Annotated in this window: 21 protein-coding genes; 14 read left to right on the forward strand and 7 right to left on the reverse strand. The window is 42.7% G+C overall.

What is annotated here, in order from left to right; genetic code table 11:
- Nucleotides 1–8: 8 nt before the first annotated feature.
- The 5 genes from secD to ISG33_RS15520 all read right to left on the reverse strand — a co-directional run bounded on the left by secD (nt 9) and on the right by ISG33_RS15520 (nt 5,238).
- Nucleotides 9–1,853, reverse strand: a complete 1,845-nt coding sequence (secD, locus tag ISG33_RS15500; RefSeq protein ID WP_195734547.1) for a protein translocase subunit SecD — start codon at nt 1,851–1,853, stop codon at nt 9–11.
- 58 nt (nt 1,854–1,911) lie between these two features.
- On the reverse strand, nt 1,912–2,247 hold the full coding sequence (yajC, locus tag ISG33_RS15505; RefSeq protein ID WP_195734548.1) for a preprotein translocase subunit YajC: 336 nt from the start codon (nt 2,245–2,247) through the stop codon (nt 1,912–1,914).
- 115 nt (nt 2,248–2,362) lie between these two features.
- Nucleotides 2,363–3,481, reverse strand: coding sequence for a tRNA guanosine(34) transglycosylase Tgt (tgt, locus tag ISG33_RS15510; protein ID WP_195734549.1), 1,119 nt, complete (start codon nt 3,479–3,481; stop codon nt 2,363–2,365).
- A 193-nt stretch (nt 3,482–3,674) separates the two neighbouring features.
- Nucleotides 3,675–4,712, reverse strand: coding sequence for a tRNA preQ1(34) S-adenosylmethionine ribosyltransferase-isomerase QueA (gene queA / locus ISG33_RS15515; protein ID WP_195734550.1), 1,038 nt, complete (start codon nt 4,710–4,712; stop codon nt 3,675–3,677).
- Between the two features lie 262 nt (nt 4,713–4,974).
- The gene (locus ISG33_RS15520) at nt 4,975–5,238 is read right to left on the reverse strand and encodes a DUF6471 domain-containing protein (protein ID WP_195734551.1); all 264 of its coding nucleotides are present in this window, start codon (nt 5,236–5,238) and stop codon (nt 4,975–4,977) included.
- A 203-nt stretch (nt 5,239–5,441) separates the two neighbouring features.
- Here ISG33_RS15520 and ISG33_RS15525 point away from each other — a divergent pair, with 203 nt between their 5' ends.
- The 12 genes from ISG33_RS15525 (at nt 5,442) to ISG33_RS15580 (ending at nt 16,739) form a co-directional block, all read left to right on the forward strand.
- The gene (locus ISG33_RS15525; RefSeq protein ID WP_195734552.1) at nt 5,442–5,837 is read left to right on the forward strand and encodes a DUF2170 family protein; all 396 of its coding nucleotides are present in this window, start codon (nt 5,442–5,444) and stop codon (nt 5,835–5,837) included.
- A gap of 27 nt (nt 5,838–5,864) precedes the next feature.
- Nucleotides 5,865–6,545, forward strand: coding sequence for a PspA/IM30 family protein (locus ISG33_RS15530; RefSeq protein ID WP_195734553.1), 681 nt, complete (start codon nt 5,865–5,867; stop codon nt 6,543–6,545).
- 108 nt (nt 6,546–6,653) lie between these two features.
- Entirely contained in the window at nt 6,654–7,706 is a 1,053-nt protein-coding gene (locus ISG33_RS15535) for a potassium channel family protein (RefSeq protein WP_195734554.1), read from the forward strand.
- A 19-nt stretch (nt 7,707–7,725) separates the two neighbouring features.
- Entirely contained in the window at nt 7,726–8,379 is a 654-nt protein-coding gene (locus ISG33_RS15540) for a YjfK family protein (protein ID WP_195734555.1), read from the forward strand.
- A 9-nt stretch (nt 8,380–8,388) separates the two neighbouring features.
- Entirely contained in the window at nt 8,389–8,805 is a 417-nt protein-coding gene (locus ISG33_RS15545) for a DUF350 domain-containing protein (RefSeq protein WP_195734556.1), read from the forward strand.
- Nucleotides 8,806–8,816: 11 nt separating this feature from the next.
- Nucleotides 8,817–9,437 carry a DUF1190 domain-containing protein gene (locus tag ISG33_RS15550; RefSeq protein WP_195734557.1) on the forward strand — a complete coding sequence of 207 codons (621 nt, stop codon included), beginning with the start codon at nt 8,817–8,819 and terminating at the stop codon, nt 9,435–9,437.
- Complete coding sequence (locus ISG33_RS15555; protein ID WP_195734558.1) at nt 9,438–10,613, forward strand: glutathionylspermidine synthase family protein; 1,176 nt, start codon at nt 9,438–9,440, stop codon at nt 10,611–10,613.
- A gap of 32 nt (nt 10,614–10,645) precedes the next feature.
- Complete coding sequence (locus ISG33_RS15560) at nt 10,646–11,230, forward strand: rhomboid family intramembrane serine protease (RefSeq protein ID WP_195734559.1); 585 nt, start codon at nt 10,646–10,648, stop codon at nt 11,228–11,230.
- Nucleotides 11,231–11,381: 151 nt separating this feature from the next.
- Nucleotides 11,382–12,083, forward strand: a complete 702-nt coding sequence (locus tag ISG33_RS15565; protein ID WP_195734560.1) for a VC0807 family protein — start codon at nt 11,382–11,384, stop codon at nt 12,081–12,083.
- A 119-nt stretch (nt 12,084–12,202) separates the two neighbouring features.
- Nucleotides 12,203–12,886: an ABC transporter ATP-binding protein gene (locus ISG33_RS15570; RefSeq protein ID WP_195734561.1), complete on the forward strand. Its 684-nt coding sequence runs from the start codon at nt 12,203–12,205 to the stop codon at nt 12,884–12,886.
- 169 nt (nt 12,887–13,055) lie between these two features.
- Nucleotides 13,056–15,455: an ABC transporter permease gene (locus tag ISG33_RS15575; protein WP_229333639.1), complete on the forward strand. Its 2,400-nt coding sequence runs from the start codon at nt 13,056–13,058 to the stop codon at nt 15,453–15,455.
- A 9-nt stretch (nt 15,456–15,464) separates the two neighbouring features.
- Entirely contained in the window at nt 15,465–16,739 is a 1,275-nt protein-coding gene (locus ISG33_RS15580) for a lipocalin-like domain-containing protein (RefSeq protein ID WP_229333640.1), read from the forward strand.
- 55 nt (nt 16,740–16,794) lie between these two features.
- Here ISG33_RS15580 and ISG33_RS15585 read toward each other — a convergent pair whose 3' ends face one another.
- Together ISG33_RS15585 and ISG33_RS15590 are read right to left on the reverse strand one after the other, a co-directional pair.
- Nucleotides 16,795–17,409 carry a flavin reductase family protein gene (locus ISG33_RS15585; protein WP_195734562.1) on the reverse strand — a complete coding sequence of 205 codons (615 nt, stop codon included), beginning with the start codon at nt 17,407–17,409 and terminating at the stop codon, nt 16,795–16,797.
- A complete protein-coding gene (locus ISG33_RS15590; RefSeq protein ID WP_195734563.1) occupies nt 17,409–18,746 on the reverse strand; it encodes an alkaline phosphatase in 1,338 nt (445 codons plus the stop codon). Before ISG33_RS15590 ends, ISG33_RS15585 begins: the two co-directional genes overlap by 1 nt.
- Nucleotides 18,747–19,118: 372 nt before the next feature.
- Between ISG33_RS15590 and ISG33_RS15595 the strand changes: the two genes are divergently transcribed.
- Nucleotides 19,119–20,720 (forward strand): isocitrate lyase, encoded by a 1,602-nt coding sequence (locus tag ISG33_RS15595; protein ID WP_195734564.1) that lies wholly within the window; start codon nt 19,119–19,121, stop codon nt 20,718–20,720.
- A 248-nt stretch (nt 20,721–20,968) separates the two neighbouring features.
- The gene (locus tag ISG33_RS15600) at nt 20,969–21,922 is read left to right on the forward strand and encodes a LysR family transcriptional regulator (RefSeq protein WP_195734565.1); all 954 of its coding nucleotides are present in this window, start codon (nt 20,969–20,971) and stop codon (nt 21,920–21,922) included.
- Nucleotides 21,923–22,065 lie beyond the last annotated feature (143 nt).

Below are 22,065 nucleotides of genomic sequence, written 5' to 3' on the forward strand. Positions count from 1 at the left end.
TGACTCTCCTATATCGCTAACTTAGTCACACGTCTACCGCCCCATATGCTATTTACCAGCACACGAGTCACGATAATCGCAGTGAACATTGATGTAGCTATACCTATCATCAATGTAATTGAAAAGCCTTTTATCGGCCCCGTACCAACTGCAAATAAAATCATACCTGCCAAGAAGGTTGTAATGTTTGCATCCAAGATAGTTGAGAAAGCACTGTCGTAACCAAAATGAATTGATTGCTGCGGACTTCTTCCTTCTCGAATCTCTTCTCTTATTCGCTCAAATATCAATACATTAGCATCCACCGCCATACCAACAGTTAATACTATTCCAGCCATACCTGGAAGTGTGAGCGTAGCGCCGGGTATCATAGACATGATACCAACGATCATAACCAAGTTGAGCACCAACGCGATGTTAGCAACGACACCAAAAGCCCGGTAATAAATAAGCATGAACACTAACACTGCCGCCAAACCCCAGATTATTGCTGTCATACCCAATTCGATATTTTCTTTACCTAAACTAGGCCCAACGGTGCGCTCTTCTACGATTTGAATTGGCGCAATAAGTGCACCAGCGCGAAGAAGTAACGAGAGTTGACGAGCTTCCTGCGGAGAATCTAGGCCAGTAATTTGGAAAGATGCGCCTAGTTGGCCACGAATAGTTGCAATACTAATAATTTCTTCTTTTTTCTCGAATATGAGCTTGCCATCAGGACCACGCTCACCGGTCGATTTGTATTCAATGAAGACCGTTGCCATCGGCTTGCCAACATTGTCTTTGGTTGCACGTGACCATTTGGCACCACCTTTCGAATCTAAATCGATACTTACATTCGGCACACCGTATTCATCTACACCACTGTTAGCGTCGATAATATGTGAACCCGTTAGCATCACCTGCTTTTTGAGCAGTTGGGGGTAACCATCTTTGTGCATAATAATTTCAGAGCCGGCAGGAGCGCGGCCACGCTGAGCATCACGCACATCATTTTGCCCATCTACCATTCTGAATTCTAAGGTAGCGGTTGCATTAAGTATCTCTTTTGCTTTCGCAGTATCTTGTATACCAGGCAATTGCACCACGATTCTGTCAGCACCTTGCTTTTGCACAAGTGGCTCTGCCACGCCAAGCTGGTTTATGCGGCTTCTAATAATGGTAATGTTTTGTTTTACAGCGGCATCGCGAATTTCTGCTAAGCGTGCTTCGCTGAAAGTCGCACGCAGAGTCAGACCGTCTCGTTCGTTTATTTGCAAGTTACCAAATTGATTTCTAAGGAAGAACTGGGCCTTTTCTAAGGTAGCCGAATCTCTGAACACAACATCCACAGAATCTGGGTTCTGCTTGGCGCTGCGATAACGAATATCTTCTTCTCGAAGTCGCAATCTGAAATCACCAACAACATCTTCATAGGCTTTTGTGGTGGCACTGTTCATATCAACTTCCATCAGGAAGTGAACACCACCGCGCAAATCTAGACCAAGTTTCATCGGCTCGGCATTAAAGGCTCTTAACCAGTCAGGTGTATCGGGGGCAAGGTTCATGGCAACAACGTAATCGTCATTCAATTTACGATCGATAATATCTTGAGCAAGCAATTGTGCGTCAGAATCGTTCAGACGAACAAGTAGCTGCCCACGCTCAAGCTCGATGCGTTTTATCTCAATATTTTCAGCGACTAAGGCACTTTCGACTAAGTCTGCTAGCTCTTGCTCAACAGGAGCATCCTTACTAGCTGAGATTTGTATTGCATGGTCTTCACCATACAGATTAGGCGCGGCATACAGTGCAGTCAGGGCGACTACAAATATAACTAATATATATTTCCAAAATGGCGTTTGATTTAACACAACGTTATCCTAAAACAACAAGCGAGCACTTAAGGCTCGCTGTTCTTTGCTATCTACATTAAATTGACTTCATCGTACCTTTAGGTAAAACCGCGCTAACCGCCGATTTTTGCACCACGATGTTGTTCCCTTCGTTCAAAGCGACTTCAATAAAGTCTTTATCGTCGCTAACTTTAGTAATTTTGCCTACCAAGCCACCTTGAGTGAGTACTTCATCACCTTTTCCTAATGATGAAACAAGATTCTTGTGCTCTTTAACACGCTTTGCTTGCGGACGATAAAGTAAAAAATAAAATATTAGACCGAACACCCCTAGCATGATTAGCATACCAAACTCTCCACCTGGCTGGCCTGCTGCGTCTTGTGCGTGTGCACTTGAAATTAAAAAGCTCATATACATCCTCGTTTATTACTGTTTTTATTGTTGTTTAATAGTTCTTGCCGCTCAATGCCGCTGCACTTTAACAGGCGCTGTGGCTTGAATAGGCGCTGTAGCTTGTGCGACTAAATTAGTCTTCCAACTCAGGTACTGGCATGCCTTTTTGCGCATAGAAGTCGGCGACAAAAAGTTCAAGCTCTCCCTTGGCTATGGCAGTTCTCAAACCATCCATAATACGTTGGTAATAACGCAGGTTATGAATAGTATTTAATCTAGAACCGAGTATCTCGTTGCACTTATCTAAGTGATGTAAGTATGACCGAGAATAATTTTTACAAGTGTAACAGTCACATTTTTCATCTAAAGGCCCGGTATCGGTTTTATGCACAGCGTTGCGAATCTTCACAATGCCATCGGTAACAAACAAGTGGCCATTGCGCGCATTACGTGTAGGCATAACGCAGTCGAACATATCAATACCACGACGAACCGCCTCGACGATATCTTCAGGTTTGCCCACGCCCATTAAGTAGCGAGGTTTGTTTTCCGGAATTTTAGGCGCAGTGTGATTAATAATGCGGATCATATCCTCTTTTGGCTCACCCACCGACAGGCCACCTATCGCGTAGCCATCGAAGCCTATTTTTTCAAGCCCCTCAAGGGAAACATCACGCAGATGCTCGTACATACCACCTTGAATAATGCCAAATAAGGCAGAGGGGTTGTCGCCATGTGCATCTTTGCTGCGTTGGGCCCAACGTAGTGACATTTCCATTGAGTCGGCGGCTTCTTTTTCGGTAGCAGGATGAGGCGTGCACTCGTCGAATATCATCACAATGTCTGAGCCTAAATCCCGTTGAACTTCCATCGACTTTTCAGGTGTAAGAAGAATCTTTTCACCGTTAATGGGCGAGCGAAAGGTAACGCCATTTTCTGTAATCTTTCTCAAATCACCAAGCGAAAAAACCTGAAAACCGCCGGAATCTGTTAAAATGGGCTTTTGCCAGTGCATGAAGTCGTGCAAATCACCATGCTGTTTAATGATGCTTGTGCCTGGACGCAACATTAAATGAAAGGTATTACCCAAGCAGATATGGGCACCAGAGTCAGAAAGTTCCTCTGGCGTCATTCCTTTTACAGTGCCATAAGTACCTACCGGCATAAATGCGGGAGTTTCAACCACACCTCGTTCAAATACGAGTTGCCCACGGCGTGCCTTGCCGTCTGTTGCCATTAAGTTGAATTTCATCAAAAAACCTAAACGCTTGATTCAACCCAGTTGCCATGCCAATCGGACGTTGAATCCAATGCGATTTCGCCCTCTTTAGTAGTGTAAAGAAAGGTAAATGTGATAACTAATATCACCTAATCGCACAGAATATTGATAGTACACAGAGCCTAAACATGCGGGCTAGACTCCGTAAATTTGCGCGCGAAGTATATCAAACAAACTTCTCAATGAACATCGCATCCCCGTAACTAAAAAAACGATATTCTTGCTCAATAGCTTCACTGTAGGCTTTCATTACATTTTCTCTGCCAGCAAAAGCGCTAATCAACATCATCAATGTCGACTCAGGCAAATGAAAATTGGTTAGCATGGCGTCGATAACTTTAAATTTATAGCCTGGGTAAATGAAAATATTAGTATCCGACATAAATTCGCTGATAAGTTCGCCTTCACTAGCTTGCGCCGCAGATTCGATTGATCTCACTGACGTTGTCCCAACAGCCACAACGCGTTTACCAGCAGCTTTCGTCGCAAGTACTTTATCCACCACGTTTTGCGGTACTTCAGCATATTCAGCATGCATTGTATGTTCTTCAATATCTTCAACTCGCACAGGCTGAAATGTGCCTGCCCCTACATGCAAGGTCACAAAAGCGATATGGACACCTTTTGCTTGGATTTTTTGAAGGATTTCATCGTCAAAGTGAAGGCCTGCGGTCGGCGCTGCTACCGCCCCCGGCTTATCATTATATACCGTTTGATACCTTTCTTTATCTGCATCTTCATCAGGACGGTCAATGTACGGTGGAAGTGGCATATGACCAAATTGCTCAAGCAAATCAAAAGCGTTACCTTCATCCATAAACTCAATGTGAAATAAGGTTCCTTCTCTGCCAAGAACCTGAATCTTTAAGCCCCCCTCCATGGTTAACATAGCGCCTGACTTTGGCGACTTACTCGACCTACAATGGGCTAAGGCAGTTCCATCACTCAATATACGTTCTATAAGTATCTCGACTTTGCCACCCGACGACTTTGTTCCATACAGCCGCGCAGGAATCACTCTAGTATTATTGAATACAAGCAGATCGCCCGGCTCCAATAAATCAATAATGTCGATAAAATTCTTGTGCTGAACCTCGCCTGTAGCCCCGTCAAGGTGCAACATTCGGCTTTGAGTGCGCTGCGCGCAGGGGTGCTTCGCAATTAAATGCTCAGGTAAATCAAAATTAAAATCTGCTAACTTCATGGCTTCTCAATATTACTTAAGGTGTTGATTTAGGCAGTCTTTATAAGAGTGCGCTAACAAAGGTGTATATTTCAAAATACTTAATGGTCTAGCTTTATACTTAAAAAGTTATTTTAGCGAGTATGCTCAATTCATACACAAATTAAGTGACGTTCTCCCAAACTAACTTATTTACCCGGTTTATCCGGGTATTTTTTTGTCTGTTATTTGACTCGGATTGTGAATCAGTCAAGTCCCTCGTCTTTTTACGTCGCTTTCAAGATTATTCACCTTCAATGTCATCCAACATTTCGGTGATGTCCTCGTGCCTAATTTGCTTGATATTCAGCACAAACATTATTTGTAGCAATAAATCGGCGCCTAAAATGCCTTTATTTATCTTATTACGCAAATTATCTGCGCTCTGATCCACTCCAATCGCACTTAATTTATTGCTTAAGTCTTGATACTTCACACCCTTCTTAGATAGTTCAGCCTTCAAAACTCGCTGAACCAAATTGCGCCAATCGCTGGATTTAGCCTGCATTACACACCTACTTATCGGTTATTTACGTAAACTATGATTCACATTTAAACATTATTTTGCACAAATGTGAAAATTTTATTTGACATTATTTTCATCTCATGACTATACTTATCTCAAATAGCAGGTCAGCCATGTTGTTCATATTATAGTAAGGGTCTATTATAAACGTCGACATGGTAAAACACACTTTTAGGAGAAGATGAATGACGTGGGAGCTATCACAACTAGCAGAGAGTATATCTGCTCAAGAGGGATATGTTGTTACACACGAGAACGATTGTTTATTAATTGCAAATGAAGACGGCATTGACGCTTGGTTAGCAATTAGTGGCGAGCAGATATTGGTAGAGTCACTACTATTTTCTGTAGACGAGGTGAAAGATGCAGCTGCGCTCAACGAAGAAATTCTTCGAACGCATATGATTTTCCCACTTACCACAATCGGTATTTCATCGGTTGCAGGTACTCAATATTACACCGCGTTTGGTTCATTGAGTTCGCAATCAAAAGAAGAAAGCGTATTAATCGAAATTTCTACGCTATTTCAAAACGTAGAAGCATTTTTAGACGCCTACCAAGGCTATTTGAAAACTAACTAATTAATTTGTTAATAACCGGAGATTACCATGTCAGTTTGGAAAAAATTATTTACTGCAGTTAAAGGTACAGCGACAGAAGCGGCACAAGCGGTTGTTGATAGCCAAGCGATTAAAATCCTTGAGCAAGAGATCCGCGAAGCGAAAGATGAGCTGAGAAAATCAGACCATGCTCGCACTCAGATACTTGCTAAGTGCAAACTTGCTCAACAGAAAGTAGACGGTTTGAATAAGTCAATTGCAGAGTATGAAGCGCATGCTCGCAAAGCGGCCGATACAGACCGTGAGCTAGCGTTAGACTGTGCGAAGCGCGTAGCTGAGTTACGTAGTCAACTTGAAACTGAACAGACTTATCTTGAGCAATTTAAAAAGTCTGAGAAGCAACTTGCTGGCAACATAGGTACCGCAAAGAACAACCTTCGCCGCCTGGAGCAACAAGTGGATATGATTAAAGCAACAGAGTCAGTGCAGCGCGCACAGGTTGCTGTGTCATCTAGCCACATGGGCGCGAACAGCAAGATGAAAACTGCCACAGAGTCATTATCTAGGATTCAAGAAAAGCAAAACTTACGCAATGCTGAACTTGAAGCCGCTGAAGAACTAGCGCAAAGCGAGTCGACTGATGACTTGGAGAAACGTTTAGCGGGTGCTGGCATTAAAGGCGGTGCATCATCAGCCGATGACGAACTCGCTCGTATTCTCGGCAAATAAAAGTTAATAAAAACACATAACGGCAATCTAAACGATTGCCGTTTTTTTCTGGTTGTTTTATTCTCTAATGAAAAGCAAATCAACACTTAATAAAGGGAATTTTCATACATGTTACATTGGGTAAAGCTCAAAAAACTATGCATGAAATACTTCTCAGAGATGCGCTGGTACACGCTACTGCTGGCTCTAGCATTCTATTCTGTATCTACTTGGCTCATGCTGTATCTAGCCGATGAAGACGGTCTCCTGCAAATAAACGACTTTCTATATTGGCTTGTAGTTACAGGCTCAACGGTAGGTTATGGCGATATGTCACCCGCAAGCGATGCAGGTAAACTGATAGTCGCTTTGTACGTGATTCCTGTTGGGCTGAGTATTTTCGCACTTGTAGTTGGACGAATAGCGTCTTGGGTAAGTTATCAATGGAAAAGAGGAGCGAGAGGTTTGAAGCCATTAAATGTTTCTAATCATATTTTAATTATCGGTTGGAATGAAAAACGCACCGACCAATTATTGAAATTGCTATTGAAAGAAAAGCAAGACACCCCCGACAACCCTGATATCGTCCTGTGCGTGCGGGCAGAAATAGAAAACCCTCGTCCAAGCGAAATAGAATTCGTGCGCGTTTCATCCTTTAATAAAGACGAAGACATGGACATGGCATGCATTGAAAGTGCTAGCACTATTCTTATCGACAATCCTTATGATGATGTCACCATGACAACTGCCCTTTATTGCTCAAAGCGGAATCCAACAGCCCACAAAGTGGCCTACTTTGAAGATGAAGGTTTAGTAAGCCTGCTACAAAAACACTGCCCCGAAGTAGAGTGCACGCCGAGCGTGGCAGTAGAGATGTTAGCTAAATCGGCTTTTGATCCTGGCTCAAGCCTACTGCATCACGACCTGTTAGACGTAGAAGAAGGTCAAGCACAATTCTCTGTTGACTTGCCCATAGATACGAAAAACCTCAGTGTTGAAGCATTATTTATCGGCTTAAAAAAGCGCTACAACGCCACTTTTATTGGGTTTGCAGCGGCCGATAACGCAAACAAGATCACAGTAAACCCTGACTTCGGTGATGAAGTTCACCCGGGCGATAAAATTTTCTATATTGCCGTTCAACGAATCAACAATGTTGACTGGAATGAGTTTCACTCATAAAGCCAATGAGGAGTAAGTGATGTTTAGCAAATTATTTGGTAAGAAAGAAAAGGATACATCGCACAAGCCGGATGCGCCCGAGATAATGGGCTTGTACCTTGGTGGTTCATTCGAAATTGATGCGCTTAAACTGAAACTATTACAACCCAAATTAAAGATCGACGGTGCGGCGAGTCAGCATCTTATTCAAGCTGTTGGTAAAGTTGTATTAGATACCGGTGGCACTATGTTTCGCTTCTACACCGACGACGACGCCTTTCTTCAAATTGTCACCGACGGTGGTGAAACGGAAAATCACATCACAGATGTGAAATTATGGTATTTTTGGGAAACACTGACGGTAGGCTCCGAGTCACAGTGGCAGAGTTTATTAAACAATGGTATTTCGCAGCCCGCTTATGAAATAGATGGCGACCTTTATGAACGTGTATGGGAAGCCGTTGGCGATGTTTCTCCGCCTGTAGCAATGACAGAAACCACCTTCGAACAAGACGGCGACGTTACCACCACCGACCAATTCATCATGCTCTATGAAAGAGCAATTGATGAAGATGAAATTGAAGCGGTGTTAGTATCGGGCGAAGAAAAGATCGTTGGCAATAATCATGACCGATGCTTAGTTACTAGCACCGGTTTCAACCTCACCCCCGCAGATATAACAATAAACGGCTAAGGAAAAACTATGGACGCAGTACTTAACTCAATTGCAGGCTTGCAAAACTTCGCACTTTACTTCGCAATTTCAATTGCTTTATTTTTTGTATTTAAAGTCGTATACGCTTTTGTCACCCCACACGATGAATGGAAACTGGTAAAAGAAGACAAAAATACTGCTGCCGCTATTGGATTTGGCGGCGCAATGATCGGCTTCAGTATTGCGCTGGCAGGAGCTGTAACCAACAGCGAGTTTTTACTCGACTATGTTGTTTGGGGTGTCGTAGCTATTCTGGCACAATTGGTAGCCTTCGCTCTGCTTCGCTTTACATTCATGCCTAAAATTGCAGAACGTATCAACAATAATGAAGTATCAGCTGGCGTCATGCTCGGCTCAATGTCGGTAGCGGTCGGTATGCTCAATGCCGCTTGCATGAGTTACTAAGGAGTATCAATATGACTTCAAGTGATCAAAAACTCAAACGCTCAAGCAGTATCAATCTTGCTAAAATGCGTAAATCATTTTCCTTTAAGCCTCTTGCTGTTGGCGTTGCGACCATATTGGTGAGTGCTTGCTCGGGTGGCCGAGAAGAAGCTTTGGTATTTAAAAACGTTGAAGACTGCGTTAATCAGCTGCCTGACATGGCTGCGAAGTGCCAAACCGCCTATCAAGGTGCATTGGAAGAAGCTGCTAGAACAGCACCCAAATACAATAGCAAAAACGACTGTGAATATGAGTTCGGCACAAATCAATGTGTTGTGTATAAAGAATCAGGAAGTTCTATCTTTATGCCTTTAATGGCAGGCTACATGATCGGAAATATGCTGGCTCCACGCCCATACTATCAACCCATGTTTACTTCCTACTCTCGCTATTCACCTTATCGCTATAACTGGATAAGCGCCGACGGCTATGACTACGGCGACACCAAAAAACGTCGTTTGAAAGTGAAACCAAGTGCTTTTGATAAAAAGCCCGCAGTAACACGCACCATCAGCCGAGGTGGATTTGGTAGCTCGGTGCGAGCAAAATCATCTTGGGGAAGCCGTAGCAGCGGTAAAGGCTGGGGCGGCTAAGTGCTTCGATTCCCGATAGAACAGCGTGCTAATTGGCAACAAATGGCACGCGACTACGGCTTCCATTTTCATACGATGCATGGGCAAGCCTATTGGGATGAAAGTGCCTACTATCAATTTACACTAGAGCAAATAGAAAGAGACCTAGAGTCTCCTACCGAAGAGCTTCATCAAATGTGCCTACACATTGTTGATAAAGTAAGTAAAAATGATGAGCTACTGACTCTTTTTGCCATACCAGAGCACTATTGGCAGGGGATTGCTGACTCTTGGCAAGCTCAAGAACCCTCTTTATACTCTCGTCTTGATTTTGTTTACGACGGAAAATCGCCCGCAAAACTACTTGAAAATAACGCCGATACACCGACTAGCTTATACGAATCAGGTTTCTGGCAATGGTTGTGGTTAGAAAGCAATGTTGATAATAATAAGCTCAGTAAGGCAGCTGACCAATTCAATTCACTCCAAGAAAAGCTGGTAAATCAGTTCAAAGTTATTGCGCATTACTACGGTTTGCAACACATGCACTTCTCTTGTTGCAAAGATACCGAGGAAGACCGAGGTACCGTTCAATATTTACAAGATTGTGCGAAAGAAGCCGGTATCGACGACTACTTTGTATTCGTTGAAGACATTGGTTTAGGGCAAGGCGGTGAGCTTACCGACTTGCAAGACCAGGTTATTTCTCACTGTTTTAAACTATATCCTTGGGAGTTCATGCAACGTGAAGAATTTGGTCCGTATGCGCTTTCATCTAACACAGCGTGGTTAGAGCCTATTTGGAAATCAATTCTTTCTAACAAAGCCTTGTTGCCTGCTTTGTGGAAAGAGTTTGAAGGCCACCCTAACCTGCTTCCCGCATTTTTCGAAAGCGATTTACACAAAATGAATACGATAAGCGGTGTAGATAAATGGGTGAAAAAGCCAATATTCTCAAGAGAAGGCGCGAATATTGATATTCTCGAAAATGGTCGAATGAAGCTGTCTTCCGATGGTCCCTATGGTGAAGAGGGCTTTGTTTATCAAGCCTTCACACCGCTACCAAAGTTTGGCGAGAGTTACACGCTCATAGGCTCTTGGCTGGTGAACGAACAAGCCGCGGGTATTTCTATTCGTGAAGATGAATCACCAATAACTCAAGATATGTCGCGCTATTTGCCACACATCATTCTTTGATAAACAGAGCTACTACCGAGAGTCCTCCTATTATGCCTATAAACACCCCAACTACAGCAAAGTCAGATTTAAAAAGACATGTAATGTGGGTGGCTTATCTTGTTGGCGTATTAACACTCATTGAAGCACTCAATATGCTTACGGGTAGAATGTTTAATCAATACAGTATCTACCCGCGTGATCTTGACTTCCTTGCCTTCATTTTTACTGCCCCTTTTTTACATGCTAACTTTGGGCACTTCGCTTCAAATGTTATTACGCTAGCAATATTTGCGGTTCTGTTGTTACAGTTTGGTGCTAGTCGCTTTATTCAAGTGAGTGTAGGCCTAGTCATACTCACAGGCTTATTAGTTTGGGGCTTGGGCAGACCAGCCTATCACCTTGGCGCAAGTGGCGTTATCTATGGCTACTTTGGCTACTTAGTCCTTGCCGGTTTTTTGAGTAAGCGCCTATCACTAATGGCTATTTCGGTTGCTGTGGCATTTTTTTATGGCGGTATGATCTGGGGAGTACTGCCGAGTCAGCCATATATTAGCTGGGAATCTCACCTTTTTGGCTTTGTTGCAGGTTTATTTTTAGCCTACATATTCAGAACAAAGCGCTCGGTGATATCCTAGAGACCCGCGCTAGCTTTTTAGATTGAAATAAACTCTCTATTCGAATCAATTAGATACAAAATACTGATGGGATTGTGCGTTTTTATTTCGTACAATCTGGCTCCCTTTGCACATTTCGTTGCGTAAATTGCTACTAGGTAAATCAAAAATAATGTCAGATACAAATGTAGAAAGGCCTCAACAGACAGGCTTCTTCGGGAACTTAATCTTCAATATTGCTGTTCCGGTGCTTGTAATGAGTTACTTAAGTTCAGACGAATATCTCGGCCCGATGTGGAGTATTGCGGTAGCCCTCTCTTTCCCTATTGCTTTTGGTTTATATGACCTAAGGAAAACAAAAAAAGTAAACATTTTTTCTGTACTAGGCATTGTGAGTGTTATTCTGACTGGCGGTATCAGCTTATTAAAGTTACCAGCTGAGTACATTGCCATAAAAGAAGCCGCTATTCCCCTAGCTATCGGTCTAGCTGTGATAATTACGCAATTCAGCAAAAAACCCTTGGTTAAAGCCCTTATACTAAATGAGCAGCTTGTGAACTGGCCTAAATTAAACAGCACATTAGAAGAGAAAAATCTGACTGAAACCTTCAATGGCAAAGTAGCAATAAGTTCTTATATTGTAGCGAGCTCTTTTTTCCTATCTTCGGTATTAAATTACTTACTTGCCAAGTGGATATTGGTTTCAGAGCCAGGCACCACAGCTTACACAGAAGAGTTAGGACGGATGACGGCATTAAGCTATCCAGTTATCGTTATCCCTAGCATGATTTTGCTCATTTGCGCTCTCATTTATTTGTTTAAACAGATAGCTAACGTTACTGGTGAACCGGTCGAAAGCTTTCTGCATCAATAGCATTGTCTGGAAGCCACTCTTTAGGCTTCCAGAACACAACAACTCAACTCATTGAAATACACCCAAAATGTACAAATATGCGTATACTTATGCATTAAAGCGTTTACTCTTGGGTACACATGATATCGATTGATAATATCTCTAAAAGCTATACAGATGCCGGTGAAACTAGAGTAATACTCAATGAACTTAGCTTGTCATTTGAACAAGGTGATTCACTTAGCATACAAGGGGCTTCTGGCTCTGGAAAGTCGACCTTACTTCACCTACTCGCTGCCTTAGATAAACCTGATAGCGGTAAAATTATGCTTCAACATGAAGACTGCATGCTTAACTTAAGCACCTTCAGTGAAAAGCAAGCAGACCAATATCGTAAGCATCATGTAGGATTGATTTTTCAAAGGTTTAACCTAATCGACTGTATCTCAGTATGGGATAACGTCAAGCTACCTATTCAAATAAGTAAAGGCACCTACGGCGAAGAAAGTGATGCCTTCCTTAAGGAACTTCTCTCCTCATTAGGCGTTTATCAACATCGTCACAAGCTTCCTAATCGTTTATCCGGCGGTGAACAACAGCGCGTTGCGATTGCGCGGGGTTTGGCACATAAGCCCCCCTTATTACTAGCAGATGAGCCAACTGGTAATTTGGATGGCAAGAATTCTGATAGTGTCAGCCACTTGCTAGTTGAAACTTGTAAAGCTCAAAATACCGCTCTATTAATGGTGACTCATAGCCAAAAAGTGGCTCGTTTAACTGAGCAACAATGGTATTTGGAAGACGCTCGATTGCGAGCCATTTAACTCAATGTATTGGCCATTCTTAGGTGTTTTACTTGCTAGTTATCGGAACAGCAAATTTAGTTTGCTGATGTTATTGTGTTCATTGATCATAGCCTGCTCCGGTTTAAGTGCGGTTCTGGTCATTAACAGCAGTGCAAAACAAAGCTACAGCTCAAACGAGCAATTTCTTGTGCCAAATGTTTTTCATCAAATCATCCCTGCAGGAAACGACAAAATACTCACTAAGCAAGACTATGCCAATTTGCGTCGTGCAGGATTTACAGAGTTAATTGCGATTGCGCAAACCCAACAGCACGTCTTTGTAGAAGGCAAGCGCATTACCCAACGGCGCATCGAATATACCGGAATCGACACTTATGCATTACTGTCTTATTTGTCTGTGCCAAAAGCACTTTCATCTACCTCAACTGAGAATGACAACGAAGACTCTTCACTGCTCAACACCGGTAATTTTTCACAACTCGCTTTTTCATCAACTGACAGGGGCAGCGTTGCACTATTGCATCCAGAACTTCATCAAAACCTGATTGATGCTGCAAAAGTAATCCAAGCAAACGATGGGGAATTTAAGACCGAAGATGCACGCATATTGCCTCAACTACAGAGCCTTGAAAATGCCGCTTTGGGTAATGACATCATTATGGATATTAGTAACTTATTTGCTCTCTATCCTGACTCTCAGCTCAGTTCGTTACTGGTTATAGGAGAACTTTCACCAACCAGAGTAAGACGTATAAAAGAAGAACTTCCTGAGCATCTAAGCTTGCAACAGTTAAACACAGCGGCGCAAACTAGTGAGCTCACCAATAGTTTCCATCTAAACTTGATGGCCATGGCTTTACTTATGTTTGTGGTATGTTTATTTATAGTCGTTAATGCGGTCAATCTATTGCTGCATGCTCGTTTAGCTTGGTTAAAAATATGTCGCCAGCTCGGCATAGGCCGCCAACAACTATTTCTGGTACAACTATGCGAAGTTGTTATATTGACTCTTATCGCGACGATAGCAGGCATGTTGTTGGGTATTGAACTCGCCAAACTAGCATCACCTACAGTCCAATCAACACTTGAGAATCTGTATCAGGTAAATGTAGGCTTTGGAAATATTTCACTCACTGGTTTGTTCATACAAGTTTTTTTCATCAGTTTATTAGGTTGTGTTGCGGCAAGTATTTTACCCTTGCAAAAACTCAATCAAGATCTTAGCTCAACTAAAAGCAGTGACCATCCCGCTAGACAAAAACTCTGGACACGCATAACATGGGGGCTTTTTATTGCCTTTTCATTCACGGGCTTTTTACTCCTTAACTTCGCACAAGCCCTTTGGATGCTTCTTATTGCAACGGCATGCGTTATTTTGGCCGGTTGCTGTGTACTGTTAGTCAATTACCCCTTGGCATTGAAACAAATCAACAAGTTAATCCCTTCTTCAATGCCCCTACTTAGTATGAGTGCAAAACAAAGCATGGCACTGTCTGGAAAAACCAAAATAGCCTGCTGTGCTTTTTTTATTGCTGCCACCAGCAATATAGGTATGAATCTGATGGTTGACAGCTTTCGTGGTGCCACCTTCACTTGGTTAGAGCAACGACTAAGCGCCGACTACTATATTTATTCAAACACCGAGCTAGGCATTAACGACATAGCCGCGGCATCGGGTGTGATTATTCATCAACGTTTCGATAATTACACAAAATACCAAGGCAAAGACATCCAGCAGTTTAGCTACCCTTCAACTCCGCGCTATCAAGAGGCGATGTCGTTTTATGACCTAGCACCCGCTTTTCAGCAAAACAATATTCAAAATTTGTGGGCCAGCTTCGAAGAAAAAAATGGAGTACTCATAAACCAACAATTTGCATTTGGCTTTGACGTGGGCGCTGGCGATCAAATCGCGATACCTCACCCTAGCACTGGTCAACTCAACAATTATCTTGTTCTTGGTATTATTTATGACTTTGGCAACCCGAGCCCTCAAGTACTTATGCCGGTAGATATGTTTGATCCCTCTACCTCAGCTTTTTTCATCTATTCGATACAAGCTAATCCCGAACAACTCTCTTCATTTAAAAAAGCCCTTGAAGCTAAGGGTTTAGATGCGCAAGATAGAATGATTTCCACAAGCGAACTTCTCAAGTTATCAATGAAGGCTTTCGACGACACTTTTATTATCACCGACGGCTTGAATATCGTTACCTTGCTTGTTGCTGCCTTGTCTTTGGCCTGTGCTATCGTTGTGATCATGAATGATGTTCGCCCGCAGAATATGCTGGTTCGCAGCCTCGGTGTGTCGGCATTCAAAACTCAAATATTGGCACTCTTTCAATATTTACTTCTTTGCTTTGTCGCACTCATATTTGCTACACCATTTGGTATTTTATTGAGTTGGGTGCTCATATTTGAAATCAATTACCAAGCATTCTCTTGGACCTACCCTCTATTGCTCAGCGCAAGCAAAATTGCAAAAGTATACGTCACCAGCCTCTGCGTTGTTTGTATTGTAATTGCCATACCACTTATTCGTGCGGGTAAAAGACCGCTAATAAGTGATATTCGACAAATGAACTGAGCGAGCACTATGAAAAATAACCGTCCTTTTATGTCGTTCAACTTTAAAACGCTTTGCTTTCTAGCCATTGTGTTGATTGTTAGTGTACTAATTTTAGTAAATACAAAGAGTTCACCTAAAGCCCTTGATGGCAACGCTTCCGAAGCAACAAATTCACAAAGCACAGCTTTGTTCGGACGTAGCTTCCAGTCATCAGATAACAATCCTATGACTGCGGGTAAAAAAGCGGACCCCAACTATACAATCACTTTTCCAAAAGACCATGGTTCGCACAATGATTTTGACATTGAGTGGTGGTATCTAACCGCCAACTTAAAAGATGAAAAAGGTAAAGACTACGACTTGCAATGGACACTATTCCGCTTCAAAAATATGATGAATCACGAGCCAAATAGTAGTTGGGCGAACGAGCATAGCTATATGGCGCACGCCTCAGTGCATTCAGGAGAGCATCATTGGTTCAGTGAAAAGTTTGCGCGTGGCGGAACAGGTATCGCAGCAGCGAGTTCATCTGATGATATTAAAGATGTTTTCTCACTTTTTATTGACGATTGGCAGTGGAGAAATAGCCAAGAGAGTTTTGCTTTGCTTCCAGCGCAACTGAATTTTAACGTGAATTTGGTGAAACAAGACGTAGCAAGAAAGGCAGTAAGCAATGAAGTTCCATCGACTCTATCTCTCACTTTGGCATTGGAAAACAAAGGTCCGTTTGTGTTGCAAGGTGAACAGGGTTACAGCATCAAATCAGGAAATGCTCAACATGCATCTCATTATTATAGTGCCCCATTTATTGAAATTGAGGGCCGTATTACCCCGGTCTTTAACGACTCTGAAAGCACAAGGTCTAGCGATCTACTCCCGATGAAAGTTCAGGGAAAGGCTTGGTTTGACCAAGAATGGACATCACAGCTTTTGGATGAGGAAACTCTCGGCTGGGACTGGTTGTCATTACACCTAGACAATGGCGAAAAAATCATGGCTTTCCGTATGCGTTTAGCTTCGCAAGAAGACTATATCACTGGCACTCTTATTTCGCCTACTGGCAAAGCAAAACACCTAACACCCTCAGATCTATCACTTGAGCCGGTAGAACATATCATCGTTGGCAGCAAATCCTTTCCGCTAGTGTGGCGTTTACTTATTCCAGACGAAAACATCAACCTAATGATTCAAGCTAAAAAGGAAGACCAGTATAACCCAGCCTTGCTGCCCTATTATGAAGGAGGCGTGCTGGTAAGCGGCTCGGAATCTGGTGAAGGTTTCTTAGAGCTCACCGGATATTAATCATAAACAAGCAAGTGAACGCGCCCTATCAATACTAATCGGTATGAAGCACTCTCTAGTTAGGGCGTTTATTGTTAAGTATTTCACCTAAGCTAGCATACTGATTTGCCCCTAAGCGGGCCAGTGGATTTACTTTTAAGGCATCAATACTTAGCCGACCTTTTTCATCTTCACCGCAAACAGCATCGTCGATATAGATTGATAAAATTTCAACGAACACAAGTTGCTGTGGCGCGTTACCTATCTCTTGGGTGTCATATACTTTGCAATAAAAAGCAATGGGGCATGCCGTTACGCGAGGAAGTTTCCAGTTTTCGTGTTTACATGTTACGAGACCGCTATGCTCTAGCTCACTCTCACCATAGTCCAGCGTTGCTGCTGTTGCAGTTACATCGGCGGCCATATCTGCGGAAGCAATATGCACGACACAAAAGCTCCCTTTAGTTAAGTTTTCAGCGGTATCCTTGGGCCCACCGCTCGGCTTTTTACCCATAGATAAAACACAAAGAGGCGGATCACTAGCAATGGCGTTAAAATAAGAAAAAGGCGCTAAGTTATGGCTGGCATCAGTATTTTCCGACAGCACCCAGGCTATAGGCCTTGGTATAATGCTTTGCGTCATTAAGTGGTAAACACTACTACTTGATAACAGGCCTAAGTCAATATTCATTATTTAACACTACCAAGCACAGCAAATATTTTTTCGGCGATATCAGTATTATTTAGATTGCCAGCAAAGTTTTCTGAACCAGGCCCAAAAGCGTAAACTTCTACATCAACACCGGTATGCCCAGATGTTGTCCAACCAGTATTGGTTCGAGCATCTATAATCAATTTCAACACACCCTCTCGCTCTCGTAGTGTCATTTTCGAATTAAGCGTACTTACTAGATTGATTTCTTCGTCAGTTAATGCAAAGCCAAACTCTTGTTCAACATACAAGGCCATATCTTCCTGCTCAAGAACAGCTTCAGATATTGCCGTGACCGACGATTTCATATTATGAATAAATTCCGGACTCCAACGATAATCACCATTCGCACCGATAGTCAGACCACCAGTACTGTGATCAGCGGTTAAAATCACCAGCGTATCCGGGTTAGCGGCAACATAGTTTTTCAATAAAAGCATCGTTTGTTCAAGATCTTCCATTTCTTTCATCGCTGAAGCAATATCATTGGCATGCCCTGCCCAATCGACTTGACTAGCTTCAACTAGCAAGAAAAAGCCTTTTGCATTTTCTAACTGCGATATCGCTGCCTCTGTCATCATCGACAGACGGTGCTCATTTGTGTCATCCAATGCTTTCGGTAAGCCAACATCAGCGAACAAACCCAACGTTGGTTTACCTTTTGGAAGAGAAAGTAAATCAGTGTATGAATCAGCGTATTGATAGCCTTGAGCTTTAAATTCATCAACAAGATTACGGTCTTCTCGGATGAAATAACGCCAGCCACCGCCAAGCATAACGTCTGCTACCATTGCATCGCCTAGCCTATCATCAAGGAAGGAGTCTGCGATGGCATCATAGTTCCTTCTCGATTCATTGTGAGCAATATATGAAGCGGGTGTGGCATGTACAATTTGCGAGGTAACTGCTACACCTGTCTTTTTACCTAAACGCTTCGCTCTGTGCAGCACAGACTCAACGGGCTGTTTATTTACATCTAAACCAATCGCACCGTTGTAGGTTTTCACGCCGGCGGCAAGCGCGGTTGCACTCGCAGCTGAATCTGTCACATAGCCTGATACAGGCGCCGGATAAGTTCTTGCCGTACCCACAAGAAACTCATCTAACACCGTAGGTTCAATCATTGGCGTTTCTGGCAGGTCTTTGTATAAACGATATGCGGTGGTATACGCTGGACCCATACCGTCGGCGACAACCATTATGATGTTTTTAGGCACAACATCAGTATCACTTTTCTCTGGCGTAGAACCACAAGCACTCAACAATAAGGTGCTTGCAGACGCCAATGAGATAAAGGCAATATTTTTTAGTTTCATATTAAGACTCAAAATAGAAAAACAACTAAGACGAACAGGTCGTCAACATTTACCCAAATTATACACGTTATTCAGCGGAATGAAGCAGCGATGTTTAACTCAACATTAGAAAATTGTTACAGAATATCTTTAGTAAATTAATCATAGAGTTAGCTCCTTGTTTTGCATCATTATCGAATGAGCGACTAGCCCCTCCCACTTAACATTCACCAAACATATAATGAAGATAGTTTTCATAATCTATTTTTATTTAACGAACGGATTTAGGATGTTTAGGTCGTCAGCGAGTCAGTATGTATAAACATCCACTCGCAACTATTAATAAATTTTACAACATTCATGTTTACAGAAGAGTAACAAGGGGAAACAACCATGTCACAGTATCAAAAAGATGTAGCAGCCATGACGGAATTGAAGAACAAACAGGGAGCTCCTTGGAATGCAATAAGCCCAGAGTATGCGGCAAGAATGAAAGCACAGAATCGCTTCAAAACAGGCCTCGATATAGCCCGTTACACTGCTGCTATTATGCGTAAAGATATGGCCGAATATGATCAAGATTCGTCACAATATACCCAGTCTTTAGGTTGTTGGCATGGATTTATAGGGCAACAAAAAATGCTTGCCGTGAAAAAGCATCAAGGTACCACTAATAAAAGCTACTTATATTTGTCAGGTTGGATGGTAGCTGCTTTACGCTCAGAATTCGGCCCACTACCCGACCAGTCTATGCATGAAAAAACATCTGTGTCGTCGCTGATCGAAGAGCTTTATACTTTCTTACGTCAAGCGGATGCACGAGAGCTAGGCAAATTATTTGACGAGCTTGATGCAGCAAGAGCAGCTGGCAAAGACACCAGTGCGATACAAACACAAATTGATGAATATGAAACTCACGTTGTACCGATCATAGCTGATATTGATGCCGGTTTTGGTAATGAAGAAGCTACCTATCTGCTAGCTAAGAAAATGATTGAAGCAGGCGCTTGCTGTATACAAATAGAAAATCAGGTGTCTGATGCTAAGCAATGCGGTCACCAAGATGGCAAAGTAACCGTGCCACACGAGGACTTCTTAGCTAAAATTAATGCCGTGCGTTATGCATTTCTTGAGCTAGGCGTTGACGATGGCGTTATTGTTGCTAGAACCGACTCACTAGGTGCTGGCCTGACGCAAAAAATTCCTGTATCACAGTCTAAAGGCGATTTAGCTGCGCAATACAATGCTTTCTTAGAAACCACACCGGTCAACTCAGTAGATGATCTTGGTGAAGGTGATTCGGTACTAAAACTAGATGGTAAGCTTGTGAAACCTGTTCGCCTTCCAAATGGTCTATATAAGTTCAAAGAAAATACGGGCTTTGATCGAGTAGTACTAGATTGCGTTACTTCACTACAAAATGGTGCTGATTTATTATGGATAGAGACTGAGAAGCCACATGTGGGTCAGATCGGTGATATGGTTCGCGCTATCAGAGAGCAAGCACCAAATGCCAAGCTAGTTTACAACAATAGTCCGTCGTTTAACTGGACACTAAACTTCCGTCAACAGGTATTTGATGCCTGGGCTGAAGCTGGAAAAGACTTGTCAGACTACGACCGCGCTCTGCTCATGTCGGCACAATATGACAGCAGTGAGTTGGCCTTAGAGGCTGACGAAAAAGTCAGAACTTTCCAAGCAGATGCTGCAAGGGAAGCGGGTATTTTCCATCACTTGATTACACTACCTACCTATCATACAGCGGCATTGTCTACCGACAACTTAGCGAAAGGCTACTTCGGTGACGAAGGCATGCTGGCTTATGTGAAAGGAGTTCAGCGCCAAGAGTTGCGTCAAGGCTTAGCATGTGTGAAGCACCAAGCAATGGCTGGCTCAGACCTCGGAGACACTCACAAAGAATATTTCTCCGGTGATCAGGCCCTTAAAGCTTCAGGTGAAGATAACACCATGAATCAATTCGATGTAGTTGCATAAACACACTACCTCTAAACATCTCTTGTTCAGCGCCCTTCGGGGCGTTTTTTTGTTTTATCAATTACTAACTGATATAAATCAATTACTTCTGATTTGCACTACCAAGGTATTATCAATCCGTTCTTGTTTATGCTTATATAATAGCTACCGACATATTTCTCCCCGGCCTTCGATTTGATAGAATTAAACAAAAGCAAGGGATGGCGAGCCTCATAACCCGTTAACCCAACAACCAATGGATATAGAAATTGAATATTGCAAAAGTTGATTTGAACCTCTTAGTTTATCTGGATGTGCTACTGAGAGAAGGAAGTGTTACTAAAGCCGCGAATCAACTCAGTATCACGCAGCCAGCAATGAGTAATGGCTTAAAACGTTTGCGTGATCTGTTTAAAGACCCTCTTTTGGTGCGAACCAGTGATGGTATGACACCAACCAAACGAGCCTTGGAACTGCAGCCCGTGATCAGAGATGTTCTTAGTAAACTCGAATCGTCTATTCAGCCTGAAGTTGAATTTAGCCCAGAAACAAGTGTTCGTACTTTTCGCATAATGACCAGTGATTATGCGGAGTCCACCTTACTACTTGAATTGATTGGCAGACTCGCGACACTTGCGCCAAATATCACGCTAGACCTAATAACACCAAGTGATGTGACTTTTCATGACGTTGAGCAAGGAAAGGTAGATATGGCAATAAATCGTTTCGATGAACTACCTCTTTCCTTCCACCAAAAAGTAATTTGGTACGACTCATTCTCGTGTGTCATTAGTAGCGATCATCCGTTAAAAAGCCATTTTGACTTAAGCGCGTACTTAAAGGGTCAACACATTTGGGTGAGTAAAACAGGATTCGGTGTTGGCGTTGGTATCGACCCGAACGAAGTACAAAAGCTTGGATGGGTTGATGCTGAGCTAACCAAAATAGGAAAACAACGTGATATTCGCGTATTCACTCGTCACTACCATGCAGCCCTTCAGTTAGCTAAAACGCAGAACCTCATCGCTACGTTACCAACCAAAGCGGCCAAAATATTCAAAGACGACCCCAGCGTTACAGTAGTAGAACCCCCCTTTGATATTCCCCCGATTGCCTTAAAAATGGCATGGAGTGCGTTATTGCATCATGACGCTGGCCATATTTGGCTACGTAGGCTAATTACTGACGTCGCAAATGCCATGAATAGCGAATATCAGGGCTAAAGCTAGCCCTGTGTAAGCACTTCTGTGACTTTACCATAGTACTATTCATGCAATTTATAGCAAACATACTTAGCATAAACTAAAACTTTAGCCTTTCCTTCTCTACACTGGTGGCTAAGATCCTAATAGCAACTAAAAAGGCA

The sequence above is a fragment of the Marinibium conchae genome, assembly GCF_015595035.1.
Taxonomy (GTDB): Bacteria; Pseudomonadota; Gammaproteobacteria; order Enterobacterales; family Alteromonadaceae; genus Glaciecola.

Excerpts from the sequence above, each read along its gene's own strand:
- ISG33_RS15545 (WP_195734556.1), top strand. The coding sequence starts at position 8,389 with ATGGACGCAGTACTTAACTCAATTGCAGGCTTGCAAAACTTCGCACTT.
- ISG33_RS15585 (WP_195734562.1), bottom strand. The coding sequence starts at position 17,409 with ATGAATATTGACTTAGGCCTGTTATCAAGTAGTAGTGTTTACCACTTA.
- ISG33_RS15550 (WP_195734557.1), top strand. The coding sequence starts at position 8,817 with ATGACTTCAAGTGATCAAAAACTCAAACGCTCAAGCAGTATCAATCTT.
- ISG33_RS15565 (WP_195734560.1), top strand. The coding sequence starts at position 11,382 with ATGTCAGATACAAATGTAGAAAGGCCTCAACAGACAGGCTTCTTCGGG.
- tgt (WP_195734549.1), bottom strand. The coding sequence starts at position 3,481 with ATGAAATTCAACTTAATGGCAACAGACGGCAAGGCACGCCGTGGGCAA.
- ISG33_RS15595 (WP_195734564.1), top strand. The coding sequence starts at position 19,119 with ATGTCACAGTATCAAAAAGATGTAGCAGCCATGACGGAATTGAAGAAC.
- yajC (WP_195734548.1), bottom strand. The coding sequence starts at position 2,247 with ATGAGCTTTTTAATTTCAAGTGCACACGCACAAGACGCAGCAGGCCAG.
- ISG33_RS15530 (WP_195734553.1), top strand. The coding sequence starts at position 5,865 with ATGTCAGTTTGGAAAAAATTATTTACTGCAGTTAAAGGTACAGCGACA.
- queA (WP_195734550.1), bottom strand. The coding sequence starts at position 4,712 with ATGAAGTTAGCAGATTTTAATTTTGATTTACCTGAGCATTTAATTGCG.
- ISG33_RS15520 (WP_195734551.1), bottom strand. The coding sequence starts at position 5,238 with ATGCAGGCTAAATCCAGCGATTGGCGCAATTTGGTTCAGCGAGTTTTG.
- ISG33_RS15535 (WP_195734554.1), top strand. The coding sequence starts at position 6,654 with ATGTTACATTGGGTAAAGCTCAAAAAACTATGCATGAAATACTTCTCA.
- ISG33_RS15540 (WP_195734555.1), top strand. The coding sequence starts at position 7,726 with ATGTTTAGCAAATTATTTGGTAAGAAAGAAAAGGATACATCGCACAAG.
- ISG33_RS15580 (WP_229333640.1), top strand. The coding sequence starts at position 15,465 with ATGAAAAATAACCGTCCTTTTATGTCGTTCAACTTTAAAACGCTTTGC.
- ISG33_RS15590 (WP_195734563.1), bottom strand. The coding sequence starts at position 18,746 with ATGAAACTAAAAAATATTGCCTTTATCTCATTGGCGTCTGCAAGCACC.
- ISG33_RS15570 (WP_195734561.1), top strand. The coding sequence starts at position 12,203 with ATGATATCGATTGATAATATCTCTAAAAGCTATACAGATGCCGGTGAA.
- ISG33_RS15560 (WP_195734559.1), top strand. The coding sequence starts at position 10,646 with ATGCCTATAAACACCCCAACTACAGCAAAGTCAGATTTAAAAAGACAT.
- ISG33_RS15525 (WP_195734552.1), top strand. The coding sequence starts at position 5,442 with ATGACGTGGGAGCTATCACAACTAGCAGAGAGTATATCTGCTCAAGAG.